General features: G+C 40.0%; 15 protein-coding genes. 7 read left to right on the top strand and 8 right to left on the bottom strand.

Annotation, left to right across the window (positions count from 1 at the left end):
- Nucleotides 1–21: 21 nt before the first annotated feature.
- From WBJ10_RS09495 to sppA, 4 genes are all read right to left on the bottom strand, one after another.
- On the bottom strand, nt 22–522 hold the full coding sequence (locus tag WBJ10_RS09495) for a SixA phosphatase family protein (protein WP_424289654.1): 501 nt from the start codon (nt 520–522) through the stop codon (nt 22–24).
- The gene (locus tag WBJ10_RS09490) at nt 515–1,492 is read right to left on the bottom strand and encodes a glycosyltransferase family 9 protein (protein ID WP_424289652.1); all 978 of its coding nucleotides are present in this window, start codon (nt 1,490–1,492) and stop codon (nt 515–517) included. Before WBJ10_RS09490 ends, WBJ10_RS09495 begins: the two co-directional genes overlap by 8 nt.
- On the bottom strand, nt 1,493–3,163 hold the full coding sequence (locus WBJ10_RS09485) for a DNA polymerase/3'-5' exonuclease PolX (RefSeq protein WP_424289650.1): 1,671 nt from the start codon (nt 3,161–3,163) through the stop codon (nt 1,493–1,495).
- A gap of 106 nt (nt 3,164–3,269) precedes the next feature.
- Nucleotides 3,270–5,039: a signal peptide peptidase SppA gene (sppA, locus tag WBJ10_RS09480; RefSeq protein WP_424289648.1), complete on the bottom strand. Its 1,770-nt coding sequence runs from the start codon at nt 5,037–5,039 to the stop codon at nt 3,270–3,272.
- Between the two features lie 85 nt (nt 5,040–5,124).
- Here sppA and folK point away from each other — a divergent pair, with 85 nt between their 5' ends.
- Both folK and WBJ10_RS09470 read left to right on the top strand, forming a co-directional pair.
- The gene (gene folK / locus WBJ10_RS09475; protein ID WP_424289646.1) at nt 5,125–5,607 is read left to right on the top strand and encodes a 2-amino-4-hydroxy-6-hydroxymethyldihydropteridine diphosphokinase; all 483 of its coding nucleotides are present in this window, start codon (nt 5,125–5,127) and stop codon (nt 5,605–5,607) included.
- Nucleotides 5,608–5,624: 17 nt separating this feature from the next.
- Nucleotides 5,625–6,008 (top strand): Hpt domain-containing protein, encoded by a 384-nt coding sequence (locus WBJ10_RS09470; protein ID WP_424289644.1) that lies wholly within the window; start codon nt 5,625–5,627, stop codon nt 6,006–6,008.
- On the opposite strand, the gene purS is transcribed toward WBJ10_RS09470, so the two are convergent.
- The 3 genes from purS to rho all read right to left on the bottom strand — a co-directional run bounded on the left by purS (nt 6,005) and on the right by rho (nt 8,682).
- A complete protein-coding gene (gene purS / locus WBJ10_RS09465; RefSeq protein ID WP_424289642.1) occupies nt 6,005–6,259 on the bottom strand; it encodes a phosphoribosylformylglycinamidine synthase subunit PurS in 255 nt (84 codons plus the stop codon). The genes WBJ10_RS09470 and purS overlap by 4 nt on opposite strands.
- Entirely contained in the window at nt 6,256–6,939 is a 684-nt protein-coding gene (gene pssA / locus WBJ10_RS09460) for a CDP-diacylglycerol--serine O-phosphatidyltransferase (protein WP_424289640.1), read from the bottom strand. Before pssA ends, purS begins: the two co-directional genes overlap by 4 nt.
- Nucleotides 6,940–7,032: 93 nt before the next feature.
- Entirely contained in the window at nt 7,033–8,682 is a 1,650-nt protein-coding gene (rho, locus tag WBJ10_RS09455; protein WP_424289638.1) for a transcription termination factor Rho, read from the bottom strand.
- 229 nt (nt 8,683–8,911) lie between these two features.
- Here rho and pyrF point away from each other — a divergent pair, with 229 nt between their 5' ends.
- The 3 genes from pyrF to WBJ10_RS09440 all read left to right on the top strand — a co-directional run bounded on the left by pyrF (nt 8,912) and on the right by WBJ10_RS09440 (nt 11,496).
- Nucleotides 8,912–9,742: an orotidine-5'-phosphate decarboxylase gene (pyrF, locus tag WBJ10_RS09450; RefSeq protein ID WP_424289636.1), complete on the top strand. Its 831-nt coding sequence runs from the start codon at nt 8,912–8,914 to the stop codon at nt 9,740–9,742.
- A gap of 250 nt (nt 9,743–9,992) precedes the next feature.
- On the top strand, nt 9,993–11,273 hold the full coding sequence (locus WBJ10_RS09445; protein ID WP_424289634.1) for a DUF2851 family protein: 1,281 nt from the start codon (nt 9,993–9,995) through the stop codon (nt 11,271–11,273).
- Nucleotide 11,274: 1 nt separating this feature from the next.
- On the top strand, nt 11,275–11,496 hold the full coding sequence (locus WBJ10_RS09440) for a PspC domain-containing protein (RefSeq protein ID WP_424289632.1): 222 nt from the start codon (nt 11,275–11,277) through the stop codon (nt 11,494–11,496).
- A gap of 98 nt (nt 11,497–11,594) precedes the next feature.
- On the opposite strand, the gene WBJ10_RS09435 is transcribed toward WBJ10_RS09440, so the two are convergent.
- Nucleotides 11,595–12,242 carry an ankyrin repeat domain-containing protein gene (locus WBJ10_RS09435; protein ID WP_424289630.1) on the bottom strand — a complete coding sequence of 216 codons (648 nt, stop codon included), beginning with the start codon at nt 12,240–12,242 and terminating at the stop codon, nt 11,595–11,597.
- Between the two features lie 219 nt (nt 12,243–12,461).
- On the opposite strand from WBJ10_RS09435, the gene WBJ10_RS09430 reads away from it, so the two are divergent.
- Together WBJ10_RS09430 and WBJ10_RS09425 are read left to right on the top strand one after the other, a co-directional pair.
- The gene (locus WBJ10_RS09430) at nt 12,462–14,999 is read left to right on the top strand and encodes a DNA translocase FtsK 4TM domain-containing protein (RefSeq protein WP_424289628.1); all 2,538 of its coding nucleotides are present in this window, start codon (nt 12,462–12,464) and stop codon (nt 14,997–14,999) included.
- A 27-nt stretch (nt 15,000–15,026) separates the two neighbouring features.
- Complete coding sequence (locus tag WBJ10_RS09425) at nt 15,027–15,680, top strand: LolA family protein (protein ID WP_424289626.1); 654 nt, start codon at nt 15,027–15,029, stop codon at nt 15,678–15,680.
- Nucleotides 15,681–15,933 lie beyond the last annotated feature (253 nt).

Genomic DNA, 15,933 nt, shown 5'->3' with positions numbered 1-15,933 from the left:
ATAAATTGATCCGGTGCTTAATTAATCCTGTTCATTTTTGGGATAATCATAAAAAACAATTTCACCAGTTCCGGAACTAACTAAGTCCCAATCATCGAAAGGAAATTGTATTAATACCATGCCGCATGTCGGAATATTGTAAAGATCCTTATTGCATAGCTTAGTAACCACTTCTGTAATTCCCGGGTTATGTCCGAACAGGGCAGTAAAAGAAAATTTGTTATCCAGGTTATTAATTATATCCATCAAGGTAGACGGTAATGCTTCATAAATTTCAGGTTCCTGAATAATTTCGGATTTACTTTTCCCTAGTGTTTTCGCAAAAATCCGTGCAGTGCTAAGTGCCCTAACCGCGGGGCTGCTTACGATTTGGTGAGGAACTTTTCCTCTTTTGAGAAGGCGCTTTGCCATTTCCGGAGCATTCTTTTCACCTCTTGAATTAAGGGGGCGCTCAAAGTCTGAGAGTTTAATATTATCCCAATCGGATTTGGCGTGTCGAATTAATAATAATTGTTTAGGCATTGGCTTGCTGGCTAATTGCATTAAGATCGATGTTATTCATGCATTTAAAATGTCCGCGAGGACATTTTTCGTGTCCTATTTTGGAACATGGCCTGCACGGAAGTCCGTGCACTTCATAGATATAAGATTCCCCCGCCCGGTATGGATACATTCCAAATTCTGGCACTGTATTCCCCCAGACAGAATGAATAGACTTTTTAAAGGCTGCTGCGATGTGCATTAGGCCGGTATCATGTGTAACAACGCACTTTGCCATTTTAACCAAATAAGCAGATTGATCCAGTTTAAACTTACCGCACCCGTTGAAAACATGTTCTCCTGCTGCTGACATAATAGTCTCACCGCGTTCCATGTCTTCCGGCCCTCCCAAAAGAACGACCGGATGATTCAATTGTTTGCATAATTCTATCAGGCGGACGATCGGAAGCCGTTTAGTAGAGTGTTGTGCACCGATTACTAGGGCAATATAACGCTGATGTGAAGGGGGCAACAACAAGGTTAAATGGTGATTTTGGACTAGAAAATAATCTAAACCATCGCCGTCATTTTTTATATCTAAAAATTCCACAGTTTTTAGATAGCGGTCAACAATATGCTCGCCTGGAAGTAGGTTAGCGCCCAGATTAACTAGAAGCCATTTTTGCCAGTTTAGTTTATTGAACGACGAGGAATGCTTTCCAAGCCTTAATTTGATGATTAGGGTTCTTATGTTGTGATGAAGATCTATTATATGATCAAAATTCTCAAGTTTCAACTCATCGATGGTATCAAACAATGAGTTTTTTAAATAATGAATTTTATCTAAATATGGGTTTGCTGCAAGGACGGGCTCGAAAGCTTTTTTAGTAAGGTAATGTAATTCAACCCCAGCCAGCTGTTCCTTAACACAACGTATAACTGGTGTGGTTAAAACAATATCTCCGATTGAACTAAACCGAATAATCAGGATTTTAAGAGATTTTTTTTCCAATTATTTATTTCTTCTGTTAAGTAGTTTTTTAACCTGATCGAGTTCCATCGCGTTCAGGCAATTCAGTTTTGTTAAACCGCCCTTTCTTGCGATTAACGTACCATAATGCATGTCGAAAAAGCCTTCTTTTCGATGAGCATCCGGATTTATGGATAGGAGAACGCCCTTTTCAATAGCATATTGATGCCATCGCCAATCCAGGTCCAGCCGCAATGGGTTCGCATTGATTTCGATAATTACATCATTTCCTGCACACGCGTCAATAACCTTCCGGTGATCTATGGGATAACCGCTTCTGCTAAGAAGCAATCTGCCTGTGGGATGTCCCAGGATAGTCGTATAAGGGTTTTCAATTGCTTTTATCAGCCTGTCGGTTGCCTTTTCTTCACTCATTTTGAGAACGGAGTGTACTGATGCAACAACGAAATCAAACGTTGCGAGTATCTCATCAGAATAATCTAATGATCCATCATATAGAATATCGGACTCTATCCCTTTAAAAATATGGAAGGGCGCCAGTTTTATGTTCAGTTCATCTATTTCACGGTGCTGAGCTGCTACACGGATTTCATTTAACCCGTTTGCATAAAATGCTGACTTCGAATGATCGCATATTCCCAGATATTCTAATTTTAATTCATCCTTGCAGAAAACTGCCATCTCTGTGAGACTATGGACACCGTCGCTCCAGGTACTGTGGTTATGTAAGGTTCCTTTCAGGTCTGAATAGGATATCAGAACCGGCAGTTTATTATCAGCAGCCAGTTTAAATTCATTTAAGCCTTCTCGTAATTCGGGCTCTATAAACGTAATTCCCGCTAATTTATAGATGTTGTTTTCACTTTTTCCGGTGACATCGGTATTGACTAGTTTTAATGCTAATTCGTCAACATGTTCCCGGTTACCTGTTTGAAGGATCATTTGCCAGCCCAATTCTTCGGAATTGCAGAACACTAAATTTAATTTTACTCCAAATTCGGAATCGCATTCAATGTAATTCTCAGAAGAAGTCCCGACGATTAAACCAGCCTTTACGAGCATTTCCGGTGTTTCGGTACTAATTTGTCCGACTATTAAAATATCAAGCAAATCAATGATTTCACATCGCCTTCGATACTGGCCGGTAAGAAATATATTTTCAGTTTTAAGTACTTTCTTAAGATTTTGAAGTAAAGTATCAGCGAAAGCTTCAATTTTCGCATAAATGAAACGGCCATTACTGGCCATATTAAATTCAATGATCTTTTTTACTTCCTCCTGGGTCTTGAGCCCGAAACCTTTTGCTTCTATCAGACGATTTTCATTGCAAGCGTAATAAAGTTCACCAATATTCTCTATTTGAAGATCTTTCCAGATGACAACAATCTTTTTTGGTCCCAAACCCTTTATTCGCATCATTTCAATGATGCCCGGGGGCGTTTGAGCCATCAGATTACTTAATTCTGGAATGGAATTAGTTTCTAACAGGGCCCATACCTTAGCAGCGGTACTTTTACCGAGGCCATCAATCTGTTCAATCTCAGCAAGACTCTTATCCGAAACCGGATAGGGGAGCTTATCAATTTTAAAAGCAGCGTTTGCGACAGACTTGATTTTGAATGGATTTTCATCATGCAGCTCCATCAGCTGGCTCAGAAGACGTAAGGTTCTCGCTATTATTTTATTTTCCATGGGCTAACATCCCAAAAATACAGAAATGTACCATCCATGGCCAATTATAAGCTTTAAAGTTGAAATTTAAATCTTATCCGTGAGCCTACTTGATACCTGATACTTCTTATCTAACCGTTATATTATATGGTATCCTTGCCTGTACTCCCGAAACCCCTAGTGCGGATTTTAGCTGCTCGTAATAGGTGAAATTATCACCAAGTTCTTTTTTTACAAAATAGAGCCTCACTTTATCAGCTGAATTATCAAACAACGATTTAAGCGGATCCACTTGAGTGGGATAGCTGACAACTTTATAGTCTTTCAGCTTAGCTTTTTTAGCGGCCGATTTGATGGCATCATCAATATCTCCAAGCCTGTCGACCAGGCCGTTTTGCACAGCTTCTGTTCCACTCCAAACGCGCCCCTGGCCGATACTATCGATATAAGCTTGCGATTTCTTTCGGCCATCAGCTACCTTTTTAGTAAAGGTGTTATAAGTTTTGTCGACCTCGTGCTGAAAAATCATTTTTTCGTCCTCGGTAAGCGGACGGCTCACATCTCCCAGATCGGAAAAACGTCCTGTTTTTACACCGTCAAACGTTATCCCAAGCTTATCGTTGAAGAACTTCTGCATGTTGGGGATAATTCCAAATACGCCGATTGAACCTGTGATTGTATTTGGCTGGGCGAAAATAGAATCCGCTGCACAGGCAATATAATAACCCCCGGAAGCTGCTACATCCCCCATAGAAACGATTACGGGTTTAACTTTTTTGGTAAGAACCACCTCTCTCCACATAACGTCCGATGCCAGGGCGCTTCCACCTGGCGAATTCACACGAAGTACTACTGCTTTTATCTTATCGTCTGTACGAGCTTTTCTAATTGCCCTGGAAATTCTATCTGAGCCCATCGTGTTGTCGTTGCCCTCTCCACTAATTATCTCCCCATTCGCATATATTACCGCGATCCTGTTGGAAGAAGTGGAGCTTTCCTTTCTTTCATTGGAAGCGTAATTTTCAATGCTAACCGATTTAACATCTTTGTTTTTATCGATCCCGGTGCGCGATTTTAAGTCATCCAACACCTGGTCTTTGTAAAGTAAGCCATCCACCATTTTGAATGTAACGGCATCTTTAGGATCTCTAACTTTTGCGCTGTCTGCAATAGCAAATAATGTAGCTTTAGGAATCTTTCGGCTTGCAGAAATTTCAGATAAAAAGTGATCGTACATTGAACCTAGAAAGGAAGTAACCTGCTCCCGGTTTGCTTCACTCATTTTTTCGAGAATGAATGGTTCTACTGCACTTTTATAGGTACCAACTTTTATAATTTGTGCCTCAATTCCCATTTTGTCGAGCGCCCCTTTGAAAAACATGCTTTCGGAGTTTAAACCTCGAAAATCAACCATCCCTTCTGGGTTAAGATAAATTTTATCTGCAACAGATGCCAAATAATAAGCACCTTGGGTGTAGACTTCAGAATAGGCTATTAAAAATTTTCCGCTCTTTTTAAAATCAATCAATCCATTCCTGATCTCTTCGATAGTGGCGAACCCAGCTGAAACTGATGATGCATCAAGATAAATCCCCTTAATATTTTTATCGGTTTTGGCAGCCTCTATCCCAGCAAGGATCTCTTTTAACCCAAGTGTTTTTTGGCCTTCAAGACCCATGAAATTAAAATTTCCAAAAGGATTTTTATCCGACCTTTCAGAAATCGGGTAGTCAAGGCTCATGTGCATAACACTGTTTGGAGAAACGGCAACATCGCCGTCGCTGCCCGCTGATGACACAATAACGGTTATAAAAATAATAAATAGAACAAACAAAGCGAAGAAGGAAAGGATTACACCAATCATCGAGGCAAAAACAAATTTGAAAAAATCTTTCATATGAGGGTCAAATGTTTTAACTATGCAAGTATACTAAATACAGATGCTGTAGGGATTATTTTGTTACAGGAGTCTGTTAAAAAACATGTTTATCACATATTTATTACTTGGGAGCAATCTGGGAAATAGTTTAAAATATTTATCGGATGCCACTTTACTTATTGGCCACAGAGTAGGAGAAGTAATCGCAAGCTCTTCAGTTTACTGTACGGCTGCGTGGGGTAAGCATGATCAGCCTGATTTCAAAAACCAGGTGATTTCGGTCTCTACTCAGCTGAGTGCCAATGAGTTGTTAAACGAGGTATTATTAATAGAAAAGGAGCTAGGAAGGGAACGTGGCGAAAGATGGGGCTCAAGAACTATAGATATAGATATTCTGCTTTACGGTACTGAAATTATAGATGAACCGGGCCTGAAAATTCCCCATCCATTTCTTCATGAGCGGCGTTTTTGTCTTGAACCGCTTTGCGAAATTAATGCCGAACTTTTTCATCCAATTTACCGTAAAAGTATGTCTAAATTGCTATCGGAATTGACAGATAATTTATCTGTAAAAAAGTTATCTTAGTAGATATTTTTTTATTTATGGCTGAAAACCTTCCTCTAAACAAACCGGAATACAAGATTGATCTGACCTACCTGCGTGATGTTTCAAGCGGAAGTAATGAATTTATGATTGAGATGATAGAGTTGTTTCTGCAACAGACCCCGGCTTATTTTGAGCAGTTAAACCAGTTGATAATTGATGAAAACTGGTCTAAAGCGGCAGAGATCGCGCATAAGATAAAGCCAACTCTTGCTTTTATGGGTGCAGATGCGGCCAAAGACAGAATGGCGGAAATTGAAAACTACGCCAGGAACCTTACCAACACTGATACAATTGCCACGCTCTTTAAATCGCTGAATGAATTTTCCGAGGAGCTTTTTGTCAAGCTTTCCGAAGTTAAGAAGGAATTAGAAGCAAGTTAAAAAACCTGTTTTAATTCGAATTCGTAGCTTTCCATTATCAGGTTAGCAAGCAGCTTCCTGCATGCTTCATCTACTTTTTGACGTGCAACACTTTCATTTTCGCTTTCCAATTCAAGTGTAATATGTTTTCCTACTCTTACGTTCTGTATTTCCTGTAAACCCAGATTTTTCATACTTCCTGTTACAGCTTTTCCCTGAGGGTCAAGGATCTCTTTTAAGGGCATTACATTAATTTCTGCGATAAACTTCATTTTGTAGATCTGAATTGGATATAAGATATGGTAAAGTATGCGACCATTATTAGGGGTACAGCGGCAAATTTAAATATTATCACTAAAAGGAGAGAGGAAATAACCAAAATATACCGATGTATATTTTTTGAAAAATCCAGCCCACTGAATTTTAAAGACATCAGATGGATTTCTGAAACAAGCAAAAGTCCCATGATCAAACTAAATATTGCCAGGAATATGGGGTTATGCAGAAATGAGGAGGCAAAACCCTCTGCAGCTATAAATGGCAGTGAAGCAATCAGCAATGCATTTGCCGGGGTAGGCAATCCAATAAAATTTTCCGACTGCCGGACGTCGTTATTAAATTTGGCCAGTCTTAAGGCTGAAAAGACTGCAATGAGAAAAGCTGAATATTTCAACCAATCCATGGACGTGGATGAACCCAGAAAAAGCTGGTAAATGATTACAGAAGGCAAAACACCAAAGCTAACCACGTCCGCCAGTGAATCGAGATCTTTACCGATGTCTGAATAGGCTCTCAGAAGCCTCGCCAGCATCCCGTCAAGGAAGTCAAAAACTGCCGCGATCAGAATAGAATAGGATGCCCATTCAAGGTTTCCATCAAAGGCAAACACCATTCCCAGACAGCCGCAAAAAAGGTTTAGGCAAGTTACAGCATTTGGGATGTGTTTTTTCATGAGGTAGGAAGTATGAAGTAGGAAGTATGAAGTAGGAATGATAACCCGTGGATTTGGACTCATACCTCATACTTCCTACCTCATACCTTCTTGTTATGAGTTCATCGAAATTAAAAATTCTTCATTTGTTTTCGTTCCACGCATTTGCGATTGTAAGAATTCCATCGATTCTTGCGAATTCATATCCGCAAGGTGATTCCTTAAAATCCAGATTCGTTGAAGCGTATCCTTATCTAACAGCAGATCGTCTCGACGAGTACTTGAAGCTGTAAGGTCGATTGCAGGGAATATACGTTTGTTAGACAGCTTTCTGTCTAATTGAAGCTCCATGTTACCCGTTCCCTTGAATTCTTCGAAGATAACCTCGTCCATTTTCGAACCGGTTTCAGTTAGTGCCGTAGCAAGAATTGTTAAAGAACCTCCGTCTTCAATATTCCTGGCGGCCCCGAAGAAACGTTTGGGTTTGTGGAGAGCGTTTGCATCAACACCACCAGACAAGATCTTGCCTGATGCCGGAGCCACGGTGTTATACGCCCTGGCTAAACGGGTAATGGAATCCAGAAGTATTACCACATCGTGGCCACACTCCACCATTCTCTTAGCTTTCTCCAGGACAATATTTGCAATCTTTACATGACGTTCTGCTGGCTCGTCAAAAGTGGATGATACAACCTCAGCACGTACACTTCTGGCCATGTCTGTTACTTCTTCCGGACGTTCGTCTATAAGAAGGATGATTAAATATACTTCCGGGTGATTTTTGGCTATGGCATTCGCCACATCCTTTAACAACATGGTTTTGCCTGTCTTGGGCTGAGCTACTATTAAACCGCGCTGGCCTTTTCCAATAGGTGTAAAAAGATCTATTATACGAGTTGAATGATTTGCAGTATCAACAAACAGATTGAGTTTTTCGGTAGGGAAGAGCGGGGTTAAATAATCAAAAGGCACCCTGTCACGCACATCTGCTGGTATGCGGCCGTTAATTGCTTCAACTCTAACCAAAGGAAAGTATTTTTCTCCTTCTTTCGGCGGACGAATGCTGCCCCTAACCGTATCACCGGTTTTCAAGCCGAAGAGTTTTATTTGTGATTGAGATACATAAATATCATCCGGGGATGACAGGTAGTTATAATCGGATGACCGCAAAAATCCATAACCATCAGGCATGATTTCAAGAATACCTTCGTTGACAATAACATTGTCGAAGTCCATGTTAATGGCAGGCTCCTGATTTCTATTTTGGTTTTGAGTGTTTTGGTTCTGCCTGCGTTCAAATTTCTTTTGCTCACCCTGGGCGCCGGACTTATTTTCCTTAACCTTTTCGGTGCTTTCTAAGGAATTCTGAATTTCGGCAGGCGTTTGATCTTCTATATTCTGAGTGTTATTAACTTCTTGATTTTCAGTAGATTCTTGTATTGCGTCCTGCTGGGATATTTCCTCATCTTCTGGAAAATCGAATGTCCTTGTATTATCTAGATGAACCTCCTGATGTTGCTTGGTTTCGTTTTTTGGCTTTAGGCTTCTTAAACGCTTGCGGGGTTTCCCGTCAGCTATATCACCTTCGCTTTCTCCCCCTGCAGGGATAGCTTCCTGAGCGACAGCGGAGGCTTCAGAATTTTGTATGATCTTATGGATAAGATCTTGTTTGCGAAGAGTGTCAGTGTCGGGCACACCAAGTGTTTGAGCAATTTCACGAAGCTCGGAAACGAGCTTTTCGTTCAATTTATTACTATCCAGCATTAAATATGGTTTATGGTTTTGGGATTTTTAGTTCAATAAATTTATCCTGGAGAACGACAACACAAAAATTAGAAAATATATCTAGGGATTATTGTGATTTCCTGAATTCAGGATAAATTGAGATTACAGCACAATTCTATACAATTAAATGAAATAATCAAAACTTTTAATTCTTTTTTTAAGTGGGTGACTCCTTCTTTCTTTATTTTCGCTCAAATTTATACCCTTAATGAACAGGCAGCAACTAATACAACAGATTAAGCAAAAAAAATCCTTCCTATGTGTAGGTCTTGATACTGATATAAATCTTATCCCTAGTTTTCTGTTGGATTTTGCTGATCCCGTTTTTGAGTTTAATAAAAGGATTATAGATGCTACTCATGACCTATGTGTAGCTTATAAACCCAATAGTGCTTTCTATGAAAGCCTTGGTATATCCGGATGGCAAAGTCTCATTAAAACATCACAATATATTCCGGACACTTGTCTTGGAATCATCGATGCCAAGCGGGGAGATATTGGAAACACCTCTGCAATGTATGCGCGCGCATTTTTTGATAAAGAATCGTCTGGGATGAGCTTCGACGCCATAACAGTAGCCCCTTACATGGGTATTGATTCTGTTCAGCCTTTTCTCCAATTTGATGGAAAATGGGTAGTCCTGCTAGCTCTGACATCGAATGAAGGCGGCAAAAACTTCCAGTTCATCAATACGGGTGCTCAGCGTTTATTTGAAACTGTAATCGACACTGCCAACAGTTGGGCAGGTAATGACAGGCTCATGTATGTAGTAGGTGCCACCAGAAGTGAAGAATTTATTAGTATCAGGAAACACGCTCCTGATCACTTTCTGCTTGTGCCGGGAGTTGGAGCGCAGGGGGGGAGTCTTCAGGAAGTCTCCCATAACGGATTAAATAGCGATTGCGGTCTACTGGTAAATTCTTCCAGGGCTATCATTTATGCATCTAAGGGAGAAGACTTCGCAGAACGAGCAAGAGAAGAAGCGCTGAAGTTGCAAAGGGAGATGGGCATTCTATTGGAGGAAAAGGGGATTATTTAAATCGGGCGTTAGAGCAAAGAACAAACCTGCCTGCCTGCCGGCAGGGATCAAGGATCAAGGACCTAAGCGCTCAAACATTGCTGAGGACATAATCAAGAACGTTCTTTCTGCCTCTGATTTTAATGAAAGATTGCTCAATGTCTTTGCTCTTTGTTCTTTGTTCCTTTGTCTATTAATGCCGTATACTTAAAAATAGCCCCCGTTCGATCATTACTCATTTTTCCTAAATAATCCCGCCGTAATTTCCGTTATGGCTGTTCCCGAAGACTTCCTCCATTATCTCTGGAAATTTCGTCTGTTTGATCAGATGGGTTTGCAGACTACCTCCGGTGATCCTGTTGAAATTGTCAAAGTAGGACTACATAATAATAATGCAGGACCCGATTTTCAAGATTCATGGATTAAAATTGGCGATACTCTTTGGGCCGGGAATGTAGAAATACACCTTCGATCTTCAGATTGGGACCGGCATAAACATCAGATTGATAAAAATTACGATAGCGTAATACTTCATGTAGTAGGTAGGCATGACCAGGAGGTATTCCGAACCAATGGTTCTAATATCCCTGTTTTGTCTCTTGAAAAACTCATTCCTCAAAAGATTACTGATGCCTATTTAAACCTTCTAGAGAGTAAGGATTGGATACCCTGTAGCCGGCATATCTCGAAGGTTGACGATTTTTCTATAAGAAACTGGCTCCATCGGGTTGAAATTGAAAGATTAGAACAAAAATCGGATACGATAAATAATTTATTACTTGAATGGAAAGGAGGATGGGATGAGGCATTCTTTATTCACCTGGCATCTAACTTTGGTTTTAAAATCAACGCAGTACCTTTCGAAATGCTTGCCAGATCGCTTCCACATCAACTATTGTCAAGATATAAGAACCGTCCTCTGCAGATTGAATCTCTGATTTTTGGCCAGGCAGGTTTCTTAAATCAAAAATTAAAAGATGATTACCCTCGGGCACTCAAAAAAGAATATGATTTTTTGAAAATGAAGCATGGGTTAAATCCAATTGATAACTTTATCTGGAAGCACCTAAGGATGCGGCCGGTTAATTTCCCGACAATAAGACTCGCCCAGTTTTCAGCTTTAGTGGTGCAGTCCAGTCATTTATTCTCCAAAATACTTGCTGAAACGGATATTCAAAGAATCGTAAGTATGTTTTACGACCTGCCCGTTAATAATTATTGGGATACTCACTATCGCTTCGATGCTTTAACAAGCAGAGTGCCTTTCCGACTTGGAAAGGAGTCTATTAATAATATTTTAATAAATACTGTTGCGGTATTCCTGATGGCATTCGGACGGGAAACCGGTTCAGATGCACATATACAGCGAAGTATATCTCTGCTTGAAAATCTTCCGCCTGAAACAAATGCGATAACAAAGCGTTTTAAAGAGATTGGGATGTTCCCGGAAAATGCTTTTTTTTCGCAATCATTAATTCAATTGAAAAAAGGCTATTGCCAAGATAAGAAATGCTTATCTTGTGGTATTGGGATGAAATTATTGAATATTTGATATGTTACAGCGGTTTATAACATTTTTTGAAAAACGATCATTTGGCGTGTGCACCTATCTTGGTGAGCGATTAAATATCTCTATATCTAAAATTCGCTTATTCTTTATCTACTCTTCCTTCCTGGCAGTGGGATTTCCTCTTATATTTTATATTTGTGCCGCACTCGTACTTGACATACGCCATTTCATTAAAAGGAAAAGGGCAGGGGTTTGGGACCTTTGAAGACAGAATCAAATAGAAAGGATCAAGATCGGCGAACTTTAATTTGAGCGTCACCGATCTTTTTGACTCCCTCGTTTATTGATACCTGATACTTGATACTATGAGAGTATCTTCGCAATATCCCCATACCCCTTTTCCGACGCTTTATCAGCAGCTGTTTTTCCATCTTCTGTTCGGGCATTAACATTGGCGCCCCCTTCAAGCAAAACTATTAGAAGGTCAATATTACCGTTTTGGGCTGCGGAATGTAATGGAGTAGCGCCCGACATCTGTACTACATTTACATCAGCACCAGCTTCCATAAGCATTTTCGCAATCATAGCGTAATTTGATGCCACTGCGGAATGGAGAGGATATACATTGTAGCCATTTTGGGACGGAACGTTCGGCTCTGCCCCTTTAAGTAGTAGTAATCTTACAACGTCTTCATTCCCAAAGTAAGAAGCAAGGCCAAGGGGAGTAAAACCATCGTCCGAAAATTGGTTGACCAGGTCTTCATTTGCATTTAGAGCTTGTTCAACGAAGTCGCTTTTGCCCAGAGCTGCCGCTTCGAAAAAGGTTAAATTTTCTAAATGCTTCAGAATGATTTCTGCCAAAGCTGCCTGTTTATAATAGCAGCACAACATTAAGGGAGATACCTGGTGACTGGTCTTTAAGCTTGCAAGTTTCGGATTGGCTGTTAATATTGCATCGAGCTCGGCGGAGTTGCCTTTTTGGATATATTCTTCCAGTAAATCCTGATCCATTGTTTATGGTTTATCGATTAAATATCTTTTTTGATAATCAATAATAGTAAAAATAAACATTTATAATAGTATCAAGTATCAGGTATCAAGTATCAAGACTTGAGGGGAATAAATTATGACTGGCGACTTCATAAGAAAATACGCCGATCTTGATACTTGATACTTGCTACTTGATTCTTGTTTTAACCTTATATTTGTCAATACTAATTAAGAAATCGGATGCCCCTAAGAGGAAATCAATTCAGAAATGAAAATTCATTCCGTGATGAAAGCAAATCTAAATCCAGTCCGCGAACAAGGATTCCAAGAGAGAAAGCAGAGGTTTTACCAGCCTTTAAACTCAATGATGACCGGACGGTAAAGATCATCGGCTTATTCTTCCTAATCGTGTCCCTCTATTTTATGGTTGCGTTTACTTCCTATCTATTTACCTGGAAGGACGACCAGAGTTATGTTATGGATGCTAATGGGGGATGGGCTAACCTTTGGAAAACCCAGGCAGAATTGTCCCAAATGGGCTTAGTTCAGCCTGTTGTTGAAAATTGGCTTGGTAAGTTCGGTGCCTTGTTATCACACCAGTTCATTTACGAATGGTTTGGTATAGCATCTTTTATCTTTATCGGTATTTTTTTCATAGTAGGTTATCGAATGCTGTTTAAAATTAAGGTTTTATCCATCTCAAAAACGCTTTCCTATTCATTTTTCCTTCTTATATACATTTCATTAACGCTGGCATTTTTTCATGCCTTCTTAACTGATTACCCGCATTATCTTGAAGGTGAATTTGGTTTTTGGACCAACCGCTTGTTACAGGCCCAGATTGGTAATGCAGGAACGGCGGGCTTATTAGCTTTTGCCGGCTTGACTGTATTGATTATCGCCTATAATATTGATTTTAAAATCCCGCAAAGGAACGCCGAGCCAAAATATGTTGTACCAGATACTCCAGATAATATTGAGCTGGAAGAAGAAGTAAGGTATGAACCTGTAGAATTTAATCTACCAAATCGTTCAAATCCTGGAACCGGTGCGACTGCCAGGACCAGTCAAAATTTACCTCCGTTAAAATCGACTGAAGAAAATAATCCGGAACAGCATGTGAATGTGGTGTTAAGTCCATCCCGAAATGTGCCGCTTGAAACGGAGGAAACCGTGTTTAATGAAATCAAAGTTACCCCGCCGCTGACAATTGAGGTAACCGAAGAAGAGAAAAAATCGACAGAATTGGTTGAGCAGTTCGGCATGTACGATCCAACTCTGGATCTTTCCAGTTATAAATATCCTCCTTTAGATCTACTTGAAAATTATGGGTCTAACAAAATAGCAGTGAATGCCGAAGAGCTGGAAGCTAATAAGAATAAAATTGTCGAAACTCTAAACCACTATAATATTGAGATTGATAAGATAAAAGCGACAATCGGCCCTACAGTTACTTTGTACGAGATAATACCTGCGCCTGGTGTAAGAATTTCCAAGATTAAAAACCTGGAAGATGATATTGCCCTAAGCCTTGCGGCACTTGGAATCCGGATCATTGCCCCAATGCCAGGTAAAGGAACTATAGGTATTGAGGTGCCTAACCAGCATCCTGAAATGGTTTCTATGCGTTCTGTGCTTGCTACCGAAAAGTTCCAGAATACCACGATGGATCTTCCAATTGCACTTGGAAAAACCATTTCGAATGAAGTTTATATCGCAGACCTTTCCAAAATGCCCCATCTTCTGGTTGCGGGAGCAACCGGACAGGGTAAATCGGTCGGAATTAACGCAATATTAGTTTCGTTGCTGTATAAGATGCATCCATCACAATTGAAATTTGTGTTGGTTGATCCCAAGAAAGTAGAGCTTACTTTATTCAGAAAAATTGAACGGCATTTCCTGGCTAAGCTGCCGGGAGAAGAGGATGCAATTATCACAGATACTAAAAAGGTAATAGCCACACTTAATTCACTTTGTATCGAGATGGATCAGCGTTACGATCTTCTGAAGAATGGACACGTCAGGAACCTGAAAGAATACAATCAAAAGTTTATCAGCAGAAAGTTAAATCCAAATGATGGGCATCGTTTCCTGCCGTTTATTGTTTTGATAATCGATGAGTTTGCTGATCTGATGATGACCGCTGGCAAGGAGGTTGAAACTCCTATTGCCCGTATCGCCCAACTTGCCCGGGCTGTAGGTATACACCTGGTAATAGCTACGCAGCGACCGTCTGTAAATATTATTACCGGAACAATTAAAGCCAATTTCCCTGCCCGCTTAGCGTTTAGGGTGCTATCTAAAATTGATTCCCGCACCATCCTCGACAGTGGAGGAGCTGATCAGCTCATTGGAAGAGGAGATATGCTGCTTTCTACGGGAAGTGATCTTATCAGGATACAATGCGCCTTTGTGGATACCCCGGAAGTTGAGCGGGTTTCCGACTTTATAGGTGCCCAAAGAGGTTATCCATCAGCATTCATGCTCCCGGAATATGTTGATGAAAACTCCGAATCGTCAATGAAAGAATTTGACGCATCCGACCGGGACCAGTTCTTTGAGGAAGCAGCCCGACTAATTGTCATGCATCAGCAGGGCTCTACCTCCCTGATTCAAAGGAAACTCAAGTTGGGATATAATCGCGCAGGACGAATTATTGATCAATTAGAGGCGGCTGGTATCGTTGGTCCGTTTGAAGGAAGTAAGGCCAGAGAAGTGCTTATACCTGATGAATATTCTTTGGAACAGTTCTTGGGTACACTAGACAAGAAAGATTAACGTTTATCAAAAAAGAATAAAATGAATATGAAGAATTTAGTGATATGCGCATTTGTGATTATGGGTACTGCCGGGAACCTTATGGCGCAAAGCGAAGCCAAAGCAAAGTCAATCCTTGCAGAGGTTAGTAAGAAGTATAGAGCATACGATGTGATTAAGACTGATTTTACTTATACCCTTGAAAATCCACAGGCTAAAATTAAGGAAACTCAGGCTGGAACTTTATTCGTTAAGTCTAAAACAAATAAATATAAAGTAATCCTAAAGGGACAAGAATTAATTAGCGATGGCAAGAATCAATGGACATATTTGAAAGCAGATAAAGAAGTTCAGCTGAGTGAAGTGGATAATAACGCAGAAGGTCTAAACCCTGCAAAGATTTTTACGATCTATGAAAAAGGATTCAAATTTTTGTATACAAATGATACCAAGGCTGCTAACGGTCGAATGGTCCATAATATAGATCTTACGCCAACCGACTCAAAACGTACATTTTTTAAAGTCCGTTTGCAGATCGACAAGTTGAATAAGCAAATTACCAATGCGGTGATTTTTGATAAAAATGGTAACAGATATACCTATACTATCAAAACTTTCACACCTAATATCAAGGTGCCTGAATCTACTTTTGCATTCGATGCAAAAAAATATCCGGGCGTTGAGGTAGTTGATCTTCGATAAAGATCATCAAACAAATATTTTTTTAGAGGGTTTAAACTTATCAGTTTAAGCCCTTTTTTATTTATTTTTGAGATCTGTTGGCCCTCTCCTATACACAGCATACCCTTGAAAAGCTCGAATCGCTGCTAAAATCGCTAGGGTTTAAGTTGCGCTATGAAAAAGGAAACTTCAAAACCGGGGCATGTGTTTTAGAACAAAACAGGGTGATAATCGTCAATAAATTTTCCAATCTGGAAAATAAAATCCTTGCACT

Origin of the sequence: Daejeonella sp. (assembly GCF_049655485.1) — a bacterium.
GTDB lineage: Bacteria > Bacteroidota > Bacteroidia > Sphingobacteriales > Sphingobacteriaceae > Daejeonella.
This window is presented reverse-complemented; position numbering and strand designations above follow the sequence as displayed.